15 protein-coding genes and 1 tRNA gene are annotated in these 21,203 nt (G+C 34.7%); 10 read left to right on the top strand and 6 right to left on the bottom strand.

All coding sequences use genetic code 11. From position 1 onward, the window contains the following. Nucleotides 1–154: 154 nt before the first annotated feature. The 4 genes from ES675_RS05475 to ES675_RS05490 form a co-directional block, all read right to left on the bottom strand. Entirely contained in the window at nt 155–1,888 is a 1,734-nt protein-coding gene (locus ES675_RS05475; protein ID WP_066248372.1) for a NupC/NupG family nucleoside CNT transporter, read from the bottom strand. A gap of 4 nt (nt 1,889–1,892) precedes the next feature. Continuing rightward, complete coding sequence (locus ES675_RS05480; protein ID WP_066248376.1) at nt 1,893–2,507, bottom strand: bifunctional nuclease family protein; 615 nt, start codon at nt 2,505–2,507, stop codon at nt 1,893–1,895. A gap of 119 nt (nt 2,508–2,626) precedes the next feature. Then, entirely contained in the window at nt 2,627–3,586 is a 960-nt protein-coding gene (locus ES675_RS05485; RefSeq protein WP_066248380.1) for an electron transfer flavoprotein subunit alpha/FixB family protein, read from the bottom strand. Between the two features lie 78 nt (nt 3,587–3,664). After that, entirely contained in the window at nt 3,665–4,411 is a 747-nt protein-coding gene (locus tag ES675_RS05490; RefSeq protein ID WP_066248386.1) for an electron transfer flavoprotein subunit beta/FixA family protein, read from the bottom strand. A gap of 161 nt (nt 4,412–4,572) precedes the next feature. On the opposite strand from ES675_RS05490, the gene ES675_RS05495 reads away from it, so the two are divergent. The 5 genes from ES675_RS05495 (at nt 4,573) to ES675_RS05515 (ending at nt 12,614) form a co-directional block, all read left to right on the top strand. Then, nucleotides 4,573–5,550, top strand: coding sequence for a pyruvate dehydrogenase complex E1 component subunit beta (locus ES675_RS05495; protein WP_066248389.1), 978 nt, complete (start codon nt 4,573–4,575; stop codon nt 5,548–5,550). Nucleotides 5,551–5,614: 64 nt separating this feature from the next. Further along, the gene (locus tag ES675_RS05500) at nt 5,615–8,116 is read left to right on the top strand and encodes a DUF5686 and carboxypeptidase-like regulatory domain-containing protein (protein ID WP_066248392.1); all 2,502 of its coding nucleotides are present in this window, start codon (nt 5,615–5,617) and stop codon (nt 8,114–8,116) included. A gap of 328 nt (nt 8,117–8,444) precedes the next feature. Further along, complete coding sequence (locus tag ES675_RS05505; protein WP_066248395.1) at nt 8,445–8,972, top strand: inorganic diphosphatase; 528 nt, start codon at nt 8,445–8,447, stop codon at nt 8,970–8,972. A gap of 116 nt (nt 8,973–9,088) precedes the next feature. Continuing rightward, a complete protein-coding gene (locus ES675_RS05510; RefSeq protein ID WP_066248398.1) occupies nt 9,089–11,536 on the top strand; it encodes a sodium-translocating pyrophosphatase in 2,448 nt (815 codons plus the stop codon). A 79-nt stretch (nt 11,537–11,615) separates the two neighbouring features. After that, nucleotides 11,616–12,614, top strand: coding sequence for an App1 family protein (locus ES675_RS05515; protein ID WP_066248402.1), 999 nt, complete (start codon nt 11,616–11,618; stop codon nt 12,612–12,614). Nucleotides 12,615–12,617: 3 nt separating this feature from the next. Here ES675_RS05515 and ES675_RS05520 read toward each other — a convergent pair whose 3' ends face one another. Further along, nucleotides 12,618–13,232 (bottom strand): deoxynucleoside kinase, encoded by a 615-nt coding sequence (locus ES675_RS05520; RefSeq protein ID WP_066248404.1) that lies wholly within the window; start codon nt 13,230–13,232, stop codon nt 12,618–12,620. Between the two features lie 5 nt (nt 13,233–13,237). Further along, entirely contained in the window at nt 13,238–14,014 is a 777-nt protein-coding gene (locus tag ES675_RS05525) for a hypothetical protein (RefSeq protein WP_066248406.1), read from the bottom strand. Between the two features lie 169 nt (nt 14,015–14,183). Between ES675_RS05525 and ES675_RS05530 the strand changes: the two genes are divergently transcribed. The 5 genes from ES675_RS05530 (at nt 14,184) to ES675_RS05550 (ending at nt 20,853) form a co-directional block, all read left to right on the top strand. Beyond that, complete coding sequence (locus ES675_RS05530) at nt 14,184–15,104, top strand: GLPGLI family protein (RefSeq protein WP_066248409.1); 921 nt, start codon at nt 14,184–14,186, stop codon at nt 15,102–15,104. 99 nt (nt 15,105–15,203) lie between these two features. Beyond that, nucleotides 15,204–16,043, top strand: a complete 840-nt coding sequence (locus tag ES675_RS05535) for a GLPGLI family protein (RefSeq protein ID WP_066248415.1) — start codon at nt 15,204–15,206, stop codon at nt 16,041–16,043. Between the two features lie 39 nt (nt 16,044–16,082). Beyond that, complete coding sequence (locus ES675_RS05540; RefSeq protein ID WP_066248418.1) at nt 16,083–18,836, top strand: TonB-dependent receptor; 2,754 nt, start codon at nt 16,083–16,085, stop codon at nt 18,834–18,836. A 230-nt stretch (nt 18,837–19,066) separates the two neighbouring features. Continuing rightward, nucleotides 19,067–20,587 (top strand): M20/M25/M40 family metallo-hydrolase, encoded by a 1,521-nt coding sequence (locus ES675_RS05545; protein ID WP_394349079.1) that lies wholly within the window; start codon nt 19,067–19,069, stop codon nt 20,585–20,587. Nucleotides 20,588–20,771: 184 nt separating this feature from the next. Continuing rightward, a tRNA-Tyr gene (locus ES675_RS05550) sits at nt 20,772–20,853 on the top strand. Nucleotides 20,854–21,203 lie beyond the last annotated feature (350 nt).

A 21,203-nucleotide genomic window follows, 5' to 3' on the forward strand; every position in this document is an offset into this window, starting at 1 on the left:
GGAATTAGAACCCAGAATTGATAAGCTAAAATAAAGAAAAGGGTTAAATCAAATAGTGATAACCTTTAAAATGATATTAAAAGTTATTAACTAGCTAAAGTTAAATTGCAAAGGTACTTTTACTTTGAGATTCCTACTTCCGCAGGAATATGGTTTACCCAATTATCATTCCTGCAATAGTCGCAGAAATTAATGATGCAATGGTTCCGCCAATTAACGCTTTCATACCAAATTTAGATAGTTGTTTGCGTTGGCCTGGCGCAAGAGATCCAATACCGCCAATTTGAATACCGATAGAAGCAAAGTTTGCAAATCCACATAGCATATACGTTGCCATAATTACAGATTTCTCATAAGTTAAATGTGTGGCATTCGCTACATTTTTTAATTCTGCTAATTGTATGTATCCAATAAACTCACTTGCTGCTAGCTTAATCCCTAGAAGTTGTCCCATTAAAGCCATATCTTCTGTTGCTATTCCAATTAACCACATTAATGGCGCAAAAATATAACCTAAAATAAATTCTAATGATAATGCCTGATACGGAGTGTTTGCTGCAATGACTTCATTTAAAGAGGTGAAATGCCAATTTATATTTAAGGCTTGAATAGTAATACCATCAAAGCCAGCAATACCGCCTAAAATGCCGTTAACCATAGCTATAAACGCTACAAAAACGAGTAGCATAGCGCCAACATTTACGGCTAAACGTAAACCTTCAGTGGTACCGTTTGCAATAGCCTCCAGAATGTTAGATCCTATTTTTTCTTGGGACACGTGAACATCCGTATTAATTTTTTCTGTTTGTGGAAATAATATCTTGGAAATTACAATAGCTCCTGGTGCCGCCATAACAGACGCAGCTAATAAGTGTTTAGCGTAAAAGAGTTGTAGTGCCTCGTCTTCTCCACCTAGAAAGCCTATGTACGCTGCTAAAACAGCTCCTGCAACGGTAGCCATTCCCCCAATCATTACTAGGAGAATTTCAGACTTGTTCATTTTTTCTAAATACGCTTTTATTAAAAGTGGTGCTTCAGTTTGACCTAAAAAGATATTTCCTGCAACACTTAAACTTTCAGCTCCTGAAATCCCTAATACCTTACTTAAAAGTAAACCCATTAGTTTGACTACCTTTTGGATAATACCTAAATAGAATAAAACGGATGTTAACGCCGAAAAGAAAATAATTGTTGGCAATACTTGAAATGCGAAAATAAACCCGAATGAAGTAACATCGAGCATGCCTCCAAATAGAAACTCGCTTCCAGCTTGTGTATAACTTAAAATTTCGATAAACCCTTTACCTATAAATTCAAAGATGCCTTTTATAAAACCAACTTTTAAAACACCTATAGCAATGATGAGTTGTAAGGCTAATCCTAAACCAACAGTTTTCCAGTTGATGGCTCTTCGGTTACTACTAAATAAAAAGGCTACAAAAATTAATGTAACCATACCTAAAATACCACGCCAAAGACTATTAATAGAGAAACCTTGACTTGGAATAATGGCACCGTTCCCTGAACTTGATACGGTAGGAGGTATAGAATTTTCAGCTAAAACAGATGTGGAAGATTTATAATTATATGTGGCTTGTTTATCTTTAAATACTAATGTAGAATCTGTTAGTTCTGCTATTTTAAAACGTTTAGTGGAGTTTAGCGAGTCATTGTAATAGAATACCAATAAATTGTTTTGATACAAATAATCACCTTTTAAGTCTTGAATTGAATCGTTAGAAAAGGTGAACTCTCCTTTTTTAAACTCTATACTTTTATAAGCGTTTGATGTGGATTGAGACGACCATTTTTTTTCTAAATCTTGTCCGAAAGAAGTTGTAATCCCAAAAAAAATAGCTGCAATAGCTAGTAGTATATTTTTAATCATAAGGTTAGCGTTTAGAAATCTCATCGCGAATGTTTGCTGCCTTTTCGTAATCTTCGTTGGCAACAGCTTCATCAAGCATGTTATGAAGTTCCTCGAGAGATTGTGCTTTGTAATTCTCCTGAACACTTCCTGTTTCTAGCTCTTCAGCAATCAGATCATCTACTAAAATACTGTCAGATTCAGATTCGTCTTCATCTTCCGGATTGATTTTTAAGTAAATTCCAGCTTTATCTAAAATGTTCTTGTAGGTGAAAATTGGTGCTTGAAATCGTAGCGCTAAGGCAATAGCATCACTGGTTCTGGCATCAATAATTTCTTCAGCGTTGTCACGTTCACAAATAATGCTGGAATAGAAAACGCCATCCACTAGCTTGTGAATAATAACTTGTTTGACAATAATGTCAAAACGGTCAGCGAAATTTTTAAATAAATCGTGGGTAAGTGGTCTAGGAGGTCTAATTTCTTTTTCCAAAGCTATAGCAATGGATTGTGCTTCAAAAGCGCCAATTACAATTGGCAACTTTCTATCACCATCTACCTCATTTAATATTAATGCGTAGGCGCCATTTTGTGTTTGGCTGTATGAAATTCCTTTTATCTTTAGTCGTACTAAACTCATAGTAATTTAAAAAACAAAGAACTGTTTAAATTAGGACTTTACCAAACTGAACGAAACAGTTTTAGTAATTTATACCAACTTAAACAGCCCTTTTATAAATACAATTTAAAAAAATATATTTACTGTTGTGCTTTAAACTCCTTTAATTTTTCAATCAATTTAGGAACAACTTCAAAAGCATCACCTACAATTCCATAATCAGCAGCTTTAAAGAAAGGCGCTTCTGGATCTGTATTAATAACAACTTTTACTTTTGATGCGTTTATACCTGCTAAATGCTGAATAGCTCCTGAAATTCCAATAGCAATATATAAATTAGCAGCAACTGGTTTTCCAGTTTGGCCTACGTGTTCACCATGTGGTCTCCAACCTAAATCACTTACCGGTTTAGAGCAGGCAGTTGCTGCACCTAAAACACCGGCTAATTCTTCAATCATTCCCCAGTTTTCAGGACCTTTTAAGCCACGACCAGCTGAAACTACTATTTCGGCATCTGCAATGGTTACTTGACCTGTTACTTTATCAACAGAATCTACATGAACTCCTAATTCTGGGATGTTAGGCGAAAAATCTTCAGCAGTTGCACTAGCTGAATTTTCTTTAACGCCATATGCATTTTTAGAAACACCTACCAATTTTACATCGGTATCTATGGTAGTCATATTAAACGCTTTGTTAGTAAATGCGGTGCGTTTTACAGTAAATGGTGAAACATTTGATGGCGCTTCAACCACATTGGATGCAAAACCAGCATCTAAATTAATAGCTAATAAAGGTGCTAAATACTTACTGTCTGCACTAGAGCTAACAATAACGACTTTGGATCCTTCTTTTTTAGCTGCTTGAGAAATAACGCTTGCATAACCGTTCGCGTTAAATTTTTCCAATTCATTACTGGTAACTTTTAATACTTTATCAACACCATGATTTCCAAGTACGCTTGTGTCATCAGCGTTAAAGGTAATTGCCGTTACGGTTGTACCCATTTGTTCCGCTACAGCTTTTGCATAAGATGCAACCTCTAAAGCGGTTTTTTTAAATTTTCCTTGTTCGGATTCTGTATATACTAAAACTGACATAATTTCATCAAAATTTAAATTTCAAAAAGTAAATTCCAAAAATCGAATAGCTGGAATTTGTTATTTGAAATTGGGTTATTATATTACTTTAGCTTCGTTATGAAGTAAGTTTACTAATTCTCCTACATTATCGGCATCAATTAATGTAACGGCACCTTTTGGTGCTGGCTTTTCGAATTTCACTGAAGCGGTTTCAGTTCCAGCATCTACTGGTTCCTTAACTTCTAAAGGTTTTTTTCTAGCCATCATAATCCCACGCATGTTTGGAATACGTAAATCGCTTTCTTCAACTAATCCTTTTTGTCCACCAATTACTAATGGTAAACTGGTAGAAACAGTTTCTTTTCCGCCGTCAATTTCACGCATAGCTATTGCTTTGGTACCGTCAACTTCTAGACTGATGCAATTGGTTACAAAGTTTGCACCAATTAAACCAGCTATCATTCCTGGAACCATGCCGCCATTATAATCAATAGATTCACGTCCAGCAATTACTAAATCGTAACCACCTTCTTTAACCACGTTTGCTAATTGTTTGGCAACTTGAAAGCCATCTTTAGCTTCCGTATTAACGCGGATTGCATTGTCTGCGCCAATAGCTAATGCTTTACGCAAAGTTGGTTCAGTTTCTGGTCCGCCAACATTAACGACAGTTACTGCAGCGCCTTGCTTCTCTTTAAACCACATAGCACGTGTTAAACCAAATTCGTCATTTGGGTTAATAACAAATTGCACACCATTGGTGTCAAACTTTGTGTCGCCATCGGTAAAATTAATTTTCGAAGTCGTATCAGGTACATGACTAATACATACTAATATTTTCATATCTATATATTTATATTAAAAAGTATATTATTTTCAGGTTACGAAGTTAATTATTTTATTTTGAATATTTGCTATGCACGCATAGTAAATTTTTAAATCGAACTATTGAGTAAAGTTTTTTAATTATTGTTATTTTTGTCTTTCGTAATTATGATAAGTAAATGAAGACAATACAATTTAGAGAAGCGATTTGTGAAGCCATGAGCGAAGAAATGCGTCGTGACGAAAGTGTTTATTTAATGGGTGAAGAAGTTGCCGAATATAATGGTGCATACAAAGCATCTAAAGGTATGCTTGACGAATTCGGCCCAAAACGTGTTATTGATACACCAATTGCCGAGCTAGGTTTTGCTGGAATAGCTATTGGATCTACCATGACAGGAAATAGACCGATTGTAGAATATATGACGTTTAATTTCTCATTAGTTGGTATTGACCAAATTATAAATAATGCAGCAAAAATCAGACAAATGTCTGGTGGCCAATTTCCATGTCCAATTGTTTTTCGTGGCCCAACAGCTTCTGCTGGTCAGTTAGGAGCAACGCATTCACAAGCTTTTGAGAGTTGGTTTGCCAACACACCTGGTTTAAAGGTGGTAATACCTTCTAATCCTTATGATGCAAAAGGTTTATTAAAAGCAGCCATTCGTGATAACGATCCTGTGATTTTTATGGAGAGTGAGCAAATGTATGGCGATAAAGGTGAAGTGCCAGAGGGCGAATACACCATTCCGTTAGGCGTTGCAAAAATTAAACGCGAAGGAACTGATGTGACTATCGTATCTTTCGGTAAAATTATCAAAGAAGCATATAAGGCTGCAGATGAATTAGCTAAAGATGGTATTTCATGTGAAATTATCGATTTAAGAACTGTACGACCAATGGATCGTGAAGCTATTTTAAAATCGGTTAAAAAAACAAATCGTTTAGTCGTTTTGGAAGAAGCTTGGCCTTTTGGAAATGTAGCAACAGATATTACGTATTTAGTACAATCGGAAGCGTTTGATTATTTAGATGCGCCAGTTGTAAAAATAAATACAGCAGATACACCTGCACCTTATTCACCAGTTCTTTTAGAGGAATGGTTGCCTGATTATAAAGATGTGATTAAGGCCGTTAAAAAAGTGATGTATAAATAAATACGTATTTTTTACGTTTATAAAACTTCATTGGCTAGATTGTTGATGAAGTTTTTTTATAACTATGAGATTTAATCTACTACTTTTTATATTTGCCCTTGCTACTTTTGTTGGTTACGCCCAAACAAAAGTTAGTGGCTATGTGTTTGATGAAAACAATGAACCCGTTGCTTACGCGAACATAATTTTTAAGGATTCTTTTGAAGGCACCATAACTGATGAAAATGGTCGTTTCTATATGGAATCTAATAAAACGTGGCCAACGCTAATTGTGTCCTTCGTAGGTTATAAAACCATAGAGTTACCATTGGATAAGAAAGTGAATTACGATTTACGTTTCACTATTGAAGAAGAGGCCGCAGCACTTAATGAAGTGTTTATTGTAACAGGAAAACAATCTAAGAAAGCAGAAGAAAATCCAGCCATTGCGATTCTGCAAAAAATTTGGGAGCGCAAACGTCAAAATGGCTTGAGTCAGTTTAAGCAGTATGAATACGATAGATATGAAAAAGTAGAATTCGATTTAAATACCATTGATAGTGCTTTAGTAAAAAGCAACTTATTCAAAGGCATGGAGTTTATTTTTGAACAAGTAGATACATCTAAAGTTACAGGAAAAACATATTTACCTATTTTTTTAAATGAAGAGGTCGCTAAAGTTTACGGCGATAATTTATTAAACAAAGAAAAAATAGAATTAAAAGGAAACAAAAACTCGGGCTTTAGTAATAACCAAAGCATCATTGCTTTTATCAAGGATTTATATTCGGAATATGATGTGTACGATAACTATCTGAAATTTTTCGATAAAAGTTTCGTGAGTCCAATATCAAGAACAGGTGTCAATACCTATAATTATGTATTATCTGATAGTGCATATCGCGACAATAAATGGTGTTATAACATTATTTACTATCCACGACGCAAAAATGAATTGACCTTTAAAGGCGATTTCTGGGTGAATGATTCCACATTTGCTATCAAGGAAATTAATATGCAAGCTTCAAAAAGTGCCAATATAAACTGGGTAAAAGAAATTTATATTGAGCAAGAATTTGATGTATTAAATGATTCTGTGTTTCTTATAAAACGCGATTATTTTATGTCCGATTTCACCTTTAGTAAAAAAGAGGAGTCTCGCGGTGTTTATGGTAAACGAACCACGCTATATGATAATTACGAGTTTAATAAGACCAAAGACGAAAAATTTTACAAAGAAGAAGTATTCGATTATAATTTAGATGCCTACAATCGAGAAGATGATTTTTGGGATGAAAACCGAATGGAAGCTTTAAATAATGATGAAAAGGGTGTTTATCAAATGTTAGATACTTTAAAAACCGTTAAAAAGTTTAAGCGGTTGTATAATGCAGGAAGTATTTTGGCTTCTGGTTATATTGAGTTTGATGAATTAAATCTGGATTATGGTCCTATTTTTTCAACCGTTGGTTATAATGATGTGGAAGGTGTTCGGCTACGAGCAGGCGCAAGAACGTATTTTGGACCTAATGATTTATGGCGTTTACAAGGGTTTTTAGCTTATGGCTTTAAAGATGATAAAGTGAAATATGGTTTTTCGGCCAAGTATTTATTAAACAAGCGAAACCGATTAATTGTATCCGCAGGCCATAGGCGTGACATTGAACAAATTGGTGCCAGTTTAACCACGTCAACCGATGTTTTAGGGCGAAGTTTAGCCTCCAATGCTGTTTTTAGTACAGCTACCAATGATAAATTGACTAATATTAATCTAACCGCTTTAGCTGTTGAACTAGAGCCGATTAAAAACGTGTTGTTTCGCGTGGGAGGCGATTATAGAACGCTGTCTTCAGCTTCGCCAACTTTTAGTTTAGATTATGTAGATCCGGAATCCGCTACTGGTATTTCATCAGAAATAAAACAATTTGAAAGTACCATAGCTGTATCCTATTTCCCAGGCAGAAAAATGGTAGGTTACGGTGTAGAACGTCGTAATGGAAATGATACCTATGCATCTATATTTGCACAATATACGGTGGGTGATAAAATATTTTTTAACAGTGATTTTAATTACACCAAGTTACAACTTTCATATATTCAACCATGGCAATTAGGCGGTTTAGGTCGCCTGTATTCTACCATTGAAGTCGGTAAGACCTTTGGAACGGTTCCATTAGGTTTATTAAGTGTGGTTCCTGGTAACCAGTCGTATTTCTCTATTTATAAGTCGTTTTCACAGTTGAATTATTATGAGTTTGTAACAGACACCTATGCCTCTTTGCATTTGGAACATAATTTTAATGGCCGTTTATTCTCTAGAATTCCTTTTTTAAGAAAACTAAATTGGCGTGAAATTGTGGGAGTTCGTGGAGTTTGGGGAGAGTTGTCGGATGCTAATATAGCTATGAGTGCACCCTCCAATATTCCATTAGTAGCGCCAACAGACGAAATTTATTACGAATATAGCCTTGGTATTGGTAATATTTTTAAAGTGTTTAGAATAGACTTTAACTTCCGTGGAAATTATCATGACGTTCCGGATGCACGTAACTTTGGTGTGACAGGAAGTTTTGGATTTAATTTCTAAAATTCAGACAACTTTTTTTTAAATTAATTAAAAAAGATAGACCCCTTCTTTTAAGAGTAATTTTCCTATTTATAAAATACAAGATTTAATCCGATTACTTATTCTTGAAATTATCAAATGGGGAATTGGATTTCTTTTTTGGGAACGTGTTATTCGACATATACGTATCAGCAAATTCAAATTATAGGATCTAAATTAATTTTAGTTGCCCAAACCCAAAGACTTGCGTATCTTTGCAGCCCATAAAAAGTAAGGCTTTTAAAATTGAAAGTACTTTAATGGCGTGAAGAAATAAAAACAAGCCTTTAAAAGGTTAAAATAACATATAATGACAAAAAACGGAAAATTAACTTTCGATGTATTGATCGAAATACCGAAAGGAAGTAGAAACAAATATGAATATGATTTCGATTTAAAAAAAATACGTTTTGACCGTATGCTTTTTTCATCCATGATGTATCCAGCCGATTACGGATTTATTCCAGAAACATTAGCATTAGATGGTGACCCATTAGATGTTTTAGTGTTAGGTGGTGAGCCAACATTTCCTATGTGTGTGGTAGAAGTGAAGCCAATTGGTGTTTTCCATATGGCTGACGAAAAAGGACCAGATGAGAAAGTTATCTGTGTGCCTGTTTCTGATCCGATTTGGAATATTTTGAATGATTTATCAGATATGAATTCACACCAAATTAAAGAAATTGAACACTTTTTTCAAGTTTATAAAGATTTAGAAAAGAAAAAAGTTGATGTTGGTGGCTGGGGTAATGCAGAGGAAGCCTACGATATTTTAAACAAATGTATAGATCGTTACGAGAATAGCGAACATAAAGCAAATGGTAATTTCACCATATAGTTGTAAGAAACACAGTAATATAAAGCCCTTCTATAATTAAATAGGAGGGTTTTTTAGTTTTAATGTATTTCACTACTTTAGCGAGCTAATTAACAAATTAAAAAAATTATTAATATATGGAATCAATGATGATTTATATGCCAATAGCCATGGCACTTTTAGGATTAATTTATATGGTCGTAAAGAAATCTTGGGTTATGAAACAAGATGCTGGAGACGGAAAGATGAAAGAAATTTCAGATCATATTTATGAAGGAGCTTTGGCTTTTTTAAATGCCGAGTATAGATTACTTGCCATATTTGTAGTTATAGTAAGTATTGCACTTGCAGCTGTATCATTTATTGTTCCAACAACACACTGGTTAATTGTAGTTGCTTTTATTTTTGGAGCTGTTTTTTCTGCCTTTGCAGGAAATATAGGTATGAAAATAGCAACGAAAACCAATGTAAGAACGACACAAGCGGCTAGAACAAGTTTGCCAAATGCACTTAAAGTGTCTTTTGGTGGTGGAACTGTTATGGGATTAGGAGTTGCTGGATTAGCAGTTCTAGGTTTAACCATATTTTTTATCATTTTCTATAACTACTTTATGGGTGGAGCAGCTGGAACTTTTTCAGTTGAAAAAATGACAATTGTTTTAGAAACATTAGCTGGTTTCTCTTTAGGAGCTGAATCTATTGCTTTATTTGCTCGTGTTGGTGGTGGTATTTATACCAAAGCTGCAGATGTTGGAGCCGATTTAGTTGGAAAAGTTGAAGCTGGTATTCCAGAAGACGATCCAAGAAATCCTGCAACTATTGCAGATAACGTTGGTGATAACGTAGGAGATGTTGCCGGAATGGGAGCCGATTTATTTGGTTCGTATGTAGCTACTGTATTAGCAGCTATGGTTCTTGGTAACTATGTAATTAAGGATATGGGTGGAATTATTAACGATGCCTTTGGAGGTATTGGTCCCATTTTATTACCTATGGCTATTGCTGGTGTTGGTATTATTATATCCGTGATTGGAACCATGTTAGTGAAAATTAAAAGTAACGACGCTAAAGAACCTCAAGTTATGGGCGCTTTAAACCTTGGAAACTGGGTGTCTATTGTTTTAGTTGCTGCGGCATGTTTTGGTTTAGTAACTTGGATGTTGCCAGAAACGATGCAAATGAATTTCTTTGGTGAAGGCTTACAAGAAATCTCTTCCATGCGTGTATTCTATGCAACGTTAGTTGGTTTATTTGTGGGTGCAGTCATTTCTTCGATAACTGAATATTATACAGGATTAGGTAAAAAACCTATTTTAAATATTGTACAACAATCAAGTACAGGTGCAGGAACCAATATTATTGCTGGTTTAGCGACTGGTATGATTTCTACTTTCCCTTCAGTATTATTATTTGCTGGAGCCATTTGGGCGTCTTATGCGTTTGCTGGTTTTTATGGTGTGGCTTTAGCAGCTTCAGCTATGATGGCAACAACTGCTATGCAATTAGCTATTGATGCATTTGGTCCTATTGCTGATAACGCAGGTGGTATTGCTGAAATGAGCGAACAGGAACCTATAGTAAGAGAACGTACTGATATCTTGGATGCTGTTGGAAATACAACTGCTGCTACTGGAAAAGGTTTTGCTATTGCTTCTGCAGCATTAACATCTTTAGCCTTATTTGCTGCTTATGTAACGTTTACAGGTATTGATGGAATTAATATTTTTAAAGCGCCAGTTTTAGCCATGTTATTTGTGGGTGGAATGGTGCCTGTGGTATTTTCTGCTTTAGCCATGAATGCAGTAGGAAAAGCGGCTATGGAAATGGTAGAAGAAGTACGTCGTCAGTTTAGAGAAATTCCAGGAATTATGGAAGGTACTGGGAAACCAGAATACGATAAATGTGTGGCAATTTCTACTGAAGCGTCTTTAAGAGAAATGATGTTACCAGGTTTATTAACAATTGGTTTTCCTTTAGTAATTGCATTTGTTCCTATGCTTTTTGGTATGGATAATATGGCCATTGCTGAAATGTTAGGTGGTTATATGGCTGGTGTTACTGTTTCTGGTGTGCTTTGGGCTATTTTCCAAAACAATGCTGGTGGTGCTTGGGATAACGCTAAAAAATCCTTTGAAGCTGGCGTCATGATTAATGGAGAAATGACCTACAAAGGTTCTGAAGCGCATAAAGCTGCAGTAACTGGAGATACGGTTGGAGATCCATTTAAAGATACATCTGGTCCATCTATGAATATTTTAATTAAACTAACCTGTTTAATTGGATTGGTAATTGCACCAATTTTAGGTGGTCATTCTGCTGAAACTGGTTTGGCTATTACTGAAACTACGGAAGTTGTAGAAGGACTTACGGCTAAAAAAGTATATGTTGATTTTGTGATTAAAACAGACGATTTTGCAAAAGCTGTCGTTAGCGTTACCAATGTAAATGGTAATGATAGTGTTATAGAAGAATTAGTAATTTCTGGAACAAAAGCAGAAGTAGATGCTAAAATTTCCAAGCTAAAAGAAGAGTCTACACAATTCAAAATGGATGTAACAGACGATAGACCAATTCAGGTTAAATAAATAGTGTAATATTATAGTACTAAAAACCACGCTAACCAGCGTGGTTTTTTTATAAGTCAAAACTTTTATATTTTTAATCATGTTTAAAAAAGATCCGTTTCAAATTATTACGTTTCACAGTTATGGAAGTGACACGCATTTTTATCTGCGTGGTAGAGCGCTTGAAGACGAATCTATAAATTTAGAAGATAAAGGTTGGTTTAAACTTTTAGTAAATACCTATAAGCGTTTTGAAAGTGATGAAATTAAGCATGTAGAAATAAATTTGCGGCTGCCAAATGACCACGTATTAAAGGTGACAACAGATTCAAAAGGATACTTTAAATGCGAAAAACAATTAGAAGGTTTAAGCCCATTTGCCAATGATGAAGGTTGGTTGCCAATAGTAGCATCATTTAGTGATGTTACGTTGAAGCGAAACATAACCAATAATAATTTATTTCCAGCTGAAATTCTAATTCCATGTGAAGAATCAGAATTCGGAGTCATCAGTGATATAGATGATACTATTTTGCATACAGGTGTGGTTTCACTTTTTAAATGGCGCGTTATATTTAACACCGCTTTTAAAGGCGCTTTTAGTCGGATTCCTTTTGAAGGTGCGGCCAAATTTTACCATAAACTGCATCGTGGCAAATCAGGAAAAAACGCAAACCCTTTATTTTATGTCAGTCACAGTCCTTGGAATTTATATCGCTATTTAAAGTATTTCCTAAAAACGAATGATTTTCCAAAAGGACCAATTTTATTGCGCAGTGTTAATGGCGTTTTTCACAAGAAAAGTCAAGATGAAAAACCACAGAAACAGAATGAAATTATTCATATTCTAGAGGCTTATCCGAATTTGAATTTCATTCTTATTGGCGATTGTGGTGAGTATGATGCTGATATTTATATGGAAGTATCAGAAAACTATCCAAATCGTATTTTGGCTATTTACCTACGAATCGTTAATCATAAAAAGAAAATGTTGCGTATCAAAGCCTTGTTTGAAAACTATAAAACAACACCTACCTTATTAGTTGAAAGCAGCAATCAAGCTATCATTCATGCAAGAGAACGTGGCTTTATAAAATAAAACTTAAAAAAGGCCGTGAATTTGTGCTTCAATTTTATTGATAATAGTCCCTAAATCTTCTGGGTTCGCCACAAAATCCATATTGTCCACATCTATTATTAGCAAGTTACCTTTATCATAACCTTGAATCCAAGCTTCGTAACGTTCGTTTAAGCGACTTAAATAATCAATGCTTATCGTGTTTTCATAATCGCGGCCACGTTTGTGAATTTGACTCACTAAATTAGGGATAGAACTACGTAAGTAAATTAATAAATCAGGACCTTGAACAAAGGATTCCATTAAATCAAATAGCGAACGGTAATTTTCAAAATCTCTATTTGTCATCAACCCCATGGCATGTAAGTTGGGAGCAAAAATATGCGCATCTTCATAAATGGTACGGTCTTGAATAATATCTTTGCCACTTTCTCTTATCTGATTTACTTGACGAAACCGGCTATTTAAGAAATACACTTGCAAATTGAAACTCCAACGTTCCATTTGGTTATAAAAATCATCTAAATATGGATTGTCTACCACGTCCTCAAGTTGCGGTTCCCATTTATAATGTTTGGCTAATAATTTGGTGAGTGTAGTTTTTCCTGCACCAATATTTCCGGCTACTGCAACATGCATACGTTTTAATTTTTTAGTTGGAATTCATGAAGAATTTTCGAATCGTAAATATACACCGTTTCACCCGTTACTAAAAACTGATTTATTAACAAATTTGGTAAAGCAATTGGTATAATTTCCTGTGTTTTATCATTTAAAAAAAAGAGATTATTTCCCTTCTGAAGAATAATATCATCATTCCGTTCCGTAAGTTTGGTATAACCTGTGTTCTTGATTTTAAATATTAAACTTCCAAAATAACTGTATTTGTAAATGTAATTCTCGGTTAATAACCATGCGTAGTTATAATTACTAGTAAAAGATAATGCGTTAGAAACTACGGGTATTGTGGTGGCTCTGACGGATTTTGCTTTGTAATCATACACCTCCAATTGCTGATTATCTTGATTGAAAATCCATATAGTATTATCATTTCCTAAAGACACAAAACTGGCGTTTTTATAAGGCTGAACCGTATTAAAATCTATACGTAAAATTTCTGCTAGACGATTATCTAAAATAATTACGGTATTGAAATCTTTGTAAAAGGCAATTAGTTTTAGCGGATTAAAAACATCAACGGACGTTAATCTTCCTAATTGAACATTGCTGTAATTGATCGTTTTTTCAGCTGTCTTTTTATAGAAAACGTTATTGGTTTCGTAATATTTAGTGCCAAAATTATCAACGCCAATTATGGTTTCAACGTCAATTGGGAATTTCGACTTGCTAAAAGTCGAGATACTATCTTGCGCAAACACAGATAGAGACAATAAGCCAATTAAAAAGGTGAGTTGTTTCATGAAGCTTGAAAAGTACAAAATTCAAACCAATCTATAATTTTTAGTTTGGTATTCACGGCTATTTTCTTTTTAAGAAAACTTTAACAGTTTGAGGTTTTACGTTTTAGCTTTATTTAAGTCTAATTAGTGTCAATTAAGATTATTTTTAAAAAACATATAAAATTTTCACATGAATCAATTCTACAAATTACTTGCAATTTTGTGTTTAACATTGTCCACGTCTACTTACAATTATGCACAACAGGACTTTCAAGGCCAGGCCTATTACCAAACTAAAACCACCATGGATTTAGACAATTGGGGTGGACGCCAAATGAGCGAACAGCAAAAGAAGCAAATCATGGAACGTATGAAAACCATGCTTGAAAAAACCTATGTTTTGACATTTTCCCAAACCGAATCTACCTATAAAGAAGAAGAAAAGTTAGAAGCACCAGGAAGCGGAAGAGGTTTTGGAATGATGAGTAGTTTTACAGGAGGTGCCCAATACAAGAACATCAAGGACAAACAAATGATCCAAGAACAAGAGTTTTTTGGCAAGCAGTTTTTAATTGTAGATGAATTAAAAGATTTGGATTGGGAATTAAGTGGCGAAACCCGACAAATAGGGCAATATATGTGCTTTAAAGCAACAGCTGTAAAAAAGGTTGATGAATTTGATTGGACTAGTATGAGAAGAAGATCTAGAGATGATGATAAAAAAGAAGACAAAGAAAAAAGTCAGGATTCTGTTAAAACCGAAACGGATTCTACAACTACTGATTCCACTAGCAAAGATTTCATGGCAGATATAGAAGTACCAAAAGAAATTACGGTTACCGCTTGGTATACGCCTCAAATTCCTGTTAATAATGGACCTGGTGAATATGGCGGATTACCGGGGCTTATTTTAGAAATTAATGCGGATAGAACTACCATGTTATGTTCTAAAATTGTTTTAAATCCTTCAGAAAAAGAAGCGATTAAAAAACCCTCAAAAGGAAAAGAAGTAACGCGCGAAGAATACAATACCATTATGAAACAAAAAATGGAAGAAATGCGCGAAATGTATGGTGGCAGAGGCGGTCGTGGAGGCGGTCGTGGACGTTAAATTTCTATTGAGCTTATAAGTTAATGGGTTTTGATAACTTTAAATCAATTAATTTGTTTAATTTTAATCAATAAAAGTTAAACAAATTAAAATATAATCATGAAAACATTTATATCATATTTCGCTACGCTTGTTTTAATAGGCCTTATTTCATTTAATGCGACAGCTCAAGAGTTTCAAGGTAAAGCTTACTATTCCACCAAATCTAAAATGGAGTTAGGAACTTGGGGAGCAACCATGAGCGAAGCCCAAAAGAAACAAATTCAAGAGCGATTAAAAAATAGACTTGAAAAGGTATATATCTTAACTTTTAGTAAAGAAGCGTCAATTTATGATGAAGATGAAAAATTGGATGCTATTTCTGGAGCTACCGATTCTTGGGGAAAAAACTTTGCACCTGGTGAGCAATACAAAAATGTAAAAACAAATATGTTATTACAGAGTCAGGAGTTTTATGGAAAGCAATTTTTAGTGAAAGATAAATTGCAAACTATAGAGTGGACATTAACAAGTGATACCAAAAAAGTAGGCGCTTATAATTGTATGAAGGCTGTGGCACTGGTTCCCTCGTCCGAATTGTATTGGTATGATTTTTCTTGGGATCGAATAAGAAATAATGAAACCGAAGATGCAGCTGCAAGTTCAGACTTCACACAAATGAAACAAATAGAAATGACGCAAATTGAAGCATGGTACACACCTCAAATTCCTGTAAGTCATGGTCCTGGAGAATATTCGGGATTACCAGGATTGATATTGGAAGTTAGTGCCGATAATACCACCATTTTATGTTCTAAAATTGTGATGAACCCAGAGGAGAAAACTAAAATTGAAGCACCAAGTAAAGGTAAAGAAGTGACTAAAAGTGAATATCAGGAAATAGTTAAGAAAAAAATGGCAGAAATGCGCGATATGTATAGCGGTCGTCGTGGTCGCTAGTCATTCAAAAATAAAACGAACAAACCAATCACCAAATAAATGAAACATGTAATAACGGCAATTTTACTTCTTGTAGCATCTGCCACGTTTTCCCAAGTAAAAATTGAAGGTATTGTAAAAGATAGTATCGGTAATCCATTGGAATTAGCCAATGTCATTGCTATAAATCAACAAACTAATAAGTTAGATTCCTACGGAATTACTAACGATCAAGGTCGTTATAAACTGTCTTTAGAAAAGAATACAGATTACAAAGTTCAAGTGAGTTACATTGGAATGAAAACATCTGATGTGTCCATTACAACCAAAGAAGCTGATATTTCAAGAGATTTCACATTAGAAAATGATAATGCTCTAGACGAAATTGAATTGGTTTACGAAATGCCCGTAACCGTTAGAGGCGATACGCTTATTTATAATGCTGATTCGTTTAACAAAGGAACCGAACGAAAACTGGAAGATGTACTTAAAAATTTACCAGGCGTTGAAATAAATGCTGATGGCCAAATAGAGGTTGAAGGTAAAGTGGTCTCTAAAGTGATGGTGGAAGGTAAAGACTTTTTTGACGGCGATTCTAAATTAGCCACTAAAAACATTCCTGCCAATGCAGTAGATAAAGTTCAAGTTCTTAAAAATTATGCCGAAGTTGGCCAATTAAGTGGTGTTCAAAACAATCAAGATAATATTGCTATCAATATTAAACTGAAAGAAGGAAAAGATGCCTTTTGGTTCGGAACTGTTACCGCAGGAGCTGGAGTGGCAGATGATAATGGCTTGTATTTAGCGCAACCAAAATTGTTTTATTACAGCCCAAAATACAGTGTTAATGTTATTGGAGATATCAACAATATTGGTGAACTAGCCTTTACGCGTCGTGATTATTTTAATTTTGCAGGCGGTTTTAATAGACCTAGTCAAACAAGTGGAACAAATTTAAATTTAAGCGATAATGGTCTAGACTTTTTATCCCTTCAAAATAATCGAGCCAAAGAAATAAATGCCCGTTTTGGTGCAGCAAATTTTAGTTATTCGCCTAATGATAAATTAGATTTAAGTGGATTTGGTATCTACACTGGAAATAAAATTCGTTTACAGGAAAATAGTAATGTCATTTATAATGATCCGGAACTCGGTATTCCTGATGAAAGCACTGAAAGTAATACCACACAACGTAGTGATTTAGGGATGTTGAAATTAAGTGCTAAATACAAACCGAATGCAAGTAACCAATTGGATTATGAAATATTAGGACGTATGTCTCAAGAAACACAAGAGCAAAATGTGTTTTCTACCGTTATTGGTGGTGTTGCACAAAATGAAGACACCAATCCTTTTAGTCTTAATCAGAATTTAAACTACTATTATACCTTAAACGAAAGTAATATTTTTGCTTTTGAAGCAACACATCTTATAAAAGATGAAGATCCATTTTATAATGCGCTTTTAGCAAACGATCCAACAAATAATGCCGACACGCCAAACGATCCTTATGATGATACGGCTGAAGATTTAGGTTTGGATCAAAATCAATTTATTTACGATTTATCTCAAAACAAACGCGTAAAATCCAATCAATTGGATGCCAAGTTAGATTACTGGAACGTGATAAATAATAAGAGCAACATAAACGTAACCTTTGGTACTATTTTAAGTAATCAGAAGTTTAATTCTGATATATTTCAAACGCTAGATGATGGATCTATCTTCAATAATCAACCTGTAAATTATGATTCCGAGAATGATATCAACTATACGTTTACCGATTTATATGTTGGGTTGCATTATCAATTAAAAGCAGGAATTTTCACGTTCACACCTGGTTTATCGGCACATGCTTATAGCGCCAAAAACGAACAATTTGGTGTGGAATATAAAGATAATTTCTTCAGAGTTTTGCCAGATTTCAATACGCGTATTCAATTTAAAAAGAGTGAAACCTTGACTTTTAACTACCGGATGCAAACCCAGTTTACCGATGTTAATCAGCTTGCTGAAGGATTGGTGTTGAATAGATATAACTCATTCTTTACAGGTAATCAAGAATTAGAAAGTTCATTGGCTCATAATTTAAGTTTGATGTATTTTAGTTTTAACATGTTTAATTATACCAATGTATTTGCTCGTGTGAATTACACAAAAAATATTGATAGAATTAGAACCGCTTCCCAGTTTCAATCTGGTAGTGTAATTAATGTTGGTACACCTTTTAACTCTAATTTTGCTGACGAAAGCTTTTCAGCTAACGGTCGTTTTCAACGTGCTTTTGGAAAATTACGCGCAACTGCCCAAGCTAATTTTAGTTATGCTAAGTTTAATCAGTTTATTTCCACTAGAGATAATCCAGGTGAACTTACACGTTCGGTTAACGAAAATTATAACCAATCATACACAGCGTCTTTACGTTCAAATTACCGTGAAGCACCAAATTTTGAAGTTAGTTATACCTACGGAATTCAAGATAACGACCAAGGTACTAGACGAACCAAGTTTTATACCAATGCGCCAAAATTAGAGTTTGATGCCTTAATTTGGAAAGCGTTTACCTTAAAATCCAGTTATGAGTATAATTTGTTAAGTGATGAAGCAGGTAAAATAAATAGTTTCGATTTCTGGGATGCATCATTAGCGTACCGTAAAGATGCCGATGCCAAATGGGAATTTGAAATGAAAGCAACTAACTTGCTAAATACAAAATCGCAAAGCCAAACAAATGCAGGCTCATTATCTGTAAGCACCAACGATTATTTTATTCAACCACGTTTTGTAACATTGCGAGTTATTTACAACTTGTAATTAATTATTATAGTATAGCTTAATTAAGCTGTCCGAAAAGTTATTATTCTGATATTTAGAATGAAAATTAACTTTTCAGACAGCTTTCTTTTTTGGGTATTTCACGTCTGTTTTTCAAGCTTATTTTATAGCCCGTCTCATAGAAATTTTGTATTTTGATAGGTCACAATTTATTAACTAAAATTAGAATTATGAGAAACATTTTTAAACACGGGTTAGCTACTTTGGCTATGGTTTCCGTGGGCTTTATCCATGCACAAAATACCGATGCGGTTGTTGAAAGCATTGTAAAAGAAGCTACTGAAAATTCACAATTAGAACGTTTAGCACACGAAATGTTAGATGTTATTGGTCCGCGTTTGGTAGGAACACCACAAATGAAACAAGCCAATGATTGGGCTATTGCTCAATATGGTAAATGGGACATTTCAGCAAGAAATGAAAAATGGGGAGAATGGCGTGCATGGGAGCGTGGTATCACCCACATTGATATGGTGCATCCAAGAATCCAGTCTTTAGATGGCATGCAATTAGCTTGGAACCCAAGTACAGGGTCAAAAGGTGTTACTGCGGAAGTTATAACACTCCCAACTGTTAAGGATTCTTTAGAGTTTAATAATTGGATGAAAAGTGTAAAGGGTAAATTTGTTATGACGTCTATGTACCAAACTACAGGTCGTCCAGATTATAACTGGGAAGAATTCGCAACAGAAGAATCGTTCGAAAAAATGAAAAAAGAACGCGATTCGCTCTCAACAGAATGGTATGCCAACCTAAAAAGAATGGGTTATAATTCACGAAACATTAATCAAGCATTGGAAAAAGCTGGAGCAGCTGGAATTATTACGTCCTACTGGTCTAAAGCGTTTGGTTCTAACAAAATTTTTAGTGCAAGAACTGAAAAAATTCCAACCGTAGATATTGAGCTGGAAGATTACACCATGTTATATCGTTTAGCGGAATACGGCAGTAAGCCACGTGTGAAAATTGTTGCGGAATCTAAAGATTTAGGTGTGGCTACAAATTATAATACTATAGCAGAAATAAAAGGTTCTGAAAAACCAGATGAATATGTTATTATGTCTGCACATTTCGATTCTTGGGATGGTGGAACTGGAGCAACTGACAACGGAACAGGAACGCTCGTTATGATGGAAGCTTTGCGTATTCTGAAAAAAGTATATCCAAATCCAAAACGAACTATTTTAGTTGGTCATTGGGGAAGTGAGGAGCAAGGATTAAATGGATCTCGCGCCTTTGTGGAAGATCATCCTGAAATTGTAAAAAACATTCAAGCCGTGTTTAATCAAGATAACGGAACAGGTCGTGTTGTGAATCTTTCTGGAGCGGGTTTTTTACATGCCTACGATTATTTATCACGCTGGTTAGAGCCAGTTCCAAACGATATCTCCAAGCATATTGAAACTAATTTTCCAGGTTCGCCAAGTGGAGGTGGATCAGATAATGCGTCGTTTTTAGCAGCTGGAGCACCATCATTCAACTTGAGCTCATTAAGTTGGTCTTACTGGAATTATACATGGCATACTAATAGAGATACCTATGATAAAATTGTTTTTGACGACGTAAGAAGCAATGCCATTTTAACCGCTATTTTGGTTTATATGGCTTGCGAAGATCCAAATAGAGCATCTTCCGAAAAAATAATATTACCGGTTAACTCTAGAACAGGCGAGCAACGTAGCTGGCCAGAACCACGTTCACCACAGCGTAAAGGTGGTCTTGATGATTAATTAAAGGACTAAATTATAGCAATTTCTCCCATAATTTATTGGGGAAAATATTATCCAGAACTCATAATGAATAACTAATAGATTCATTATGAGTTTTTTGTGTTTTAATCTGAAAATTAGATAAAAAAAGGCACCGTTTTTTGCAAAAAGAAATAAAAACTATAATATATTTACGCTCGGTTTTGGGGAGATACTCAAGCGGCCAACGAGGGCAGACTGTAAATCTGCTGACTACGTCTTCGCAGGTTCGAATCCTGCTCTCCCCACTTTAACTCGAAAAATCCACACGGAAGTGTGGATTTTTTTGTGTTATAAAATACGCGTGAGTTTACTCACAAGCGTATTTTATAACACAAAAAAATAAACTGTTTTTGCAGTTTGATTTTTCAATTTCCAAAAGTTTTAAGCAGGATCAGCGCAGCTAATCCTGTAACCTAAAGCTTGCTCTTCTGTTTTGTGTCTTTTTGTGTTTTCAAAGAGTAGCTTTCAGGATCAACGGAGTTAATCTCTTTTGATTAATGTTAATTTGAATTTGACATTCAAAACTAGATAGAAAATTATTTTATATTTTCAAAAAGATTGAAAAAGATCAACGGAGTTAATCCTATCTTTTGAA

This window comes from Algorimicrobium algoritergicola (assembly GCF_008086165.1).
In the GTDB taxonomy this organism is placed as follows: domain Bacteria; phylum Bacteroidota; class Bacteroidia; order Flavobacteriales; family Flavobacteriaceae; genus Algorimicrobium; species Algorimicrobium algoritergicola.

Excerpts from the sequence above, each read along its gene's own strand:
- ES675_RS05475 (WP_066248372.1), bottom strand. The coding sequence starts at position 1,888 with ATGATTAAAAATATACTACTAGCTATTGCAGCTATTTTTTTTGGGATT.
- ES675_RS05480 (WP_066248376.1), bottom strand. The coding sequence starts at position 2,507 with ATGAGTTTAGTACGACTAAAGATAAAAGGAATTTCATACAGCCAAACA.
- ES675_RS05485 (WP_066248380.1), bottom strand. The coding sequence starts at position 3,586 with ATGTCAGTTTTAGTATATACAGAATCCGAACAAGGAAAATTTAAAAAA.
- ES675_RS05490 (WP_066248386.1), bottom strand. The coding sequence starts at position 4,411 with ATGAAAATATTAGTATGTATTAGTCATGTACCTGATACGACTTCGAAA.
- ES675_RS05495 (WP_066248389.1), top strand. The coding sequence starts at position 4,573 with ATGAAGACAATACAATTTAGAGAAGCGATTTGTGAAGCCATGAGCGAA.
- ES675_RS05500 (WP_066248392.1), top strand. The coding sequence starts at position 5,615 with ATGAGATTTAATCTACTACTTTTTATATTTGCCCTTGCTACTTTTGTT.
- ES675_RS05505 (WP_066248395.1), top strand. The coding sequence starts at position 8,445 with ATGACAAAAAACGGAAAATTAACTTTCGATGTATTGATCGAAATACCG.
- ES675_RS05510 (WP_066248398.1), top strand. The coding sequence starts at position 9,089 with ATGGAATCAATGATGATTTATATGCCAATAGCCATGGCACTTTTAGGA.
- ES675_RS05515 (WP_066248402.1), top strand. The coding sequence starts at position 11,616 with ATGTTTAAAAAAGATCCGTTTCAAATTATTACGTTTCACAGTTATGGA.
- ES675_RS05520 (WP_066248404.1), bottom strand. The coding sequence starts at position 13,232 with ATGCATGTTGCAGTAGCCGGAAATATTGGTGCAGGAAAAACTACACTC.
- ES675_RS05525 (WP_066248406.1), bottom strand. The coding sequence starts at position 14,014 with ATGAAACAACTCACCTTTTTAATTGGCTTATTGTCTCTATCTGTGTTT.
- ES675_RS05530 (WP_066248409.1), top strand. The coding sequence starts at position 14,184 with ATGAATCAATTCTACAAATTACTTGCAATTTTGTGTTTAACATTGTCC.
- ES675_RS05535 (WP_066248415.1), top strand. The coding sequence starts at position 15,204 with ATGAAAACATTTATATCATATTTCGCTACGCTTGTTTTAATAGGCCTT.
- ES675_RS05540 (WP_066248418.1), top strand. The coding sequence starts at position 16,083 with ATGAAACATGTAATAACGGCAATTTTACTTCTTGTAGCATCTGCCACG.
- ES675_RS05545 (WP_394349079.1), top strand. The coding sequence starts at position 19,067 with ATGGTTTCCGTGGGCTTTATCCATGCACAAAATACCGATGCGGTTGTT.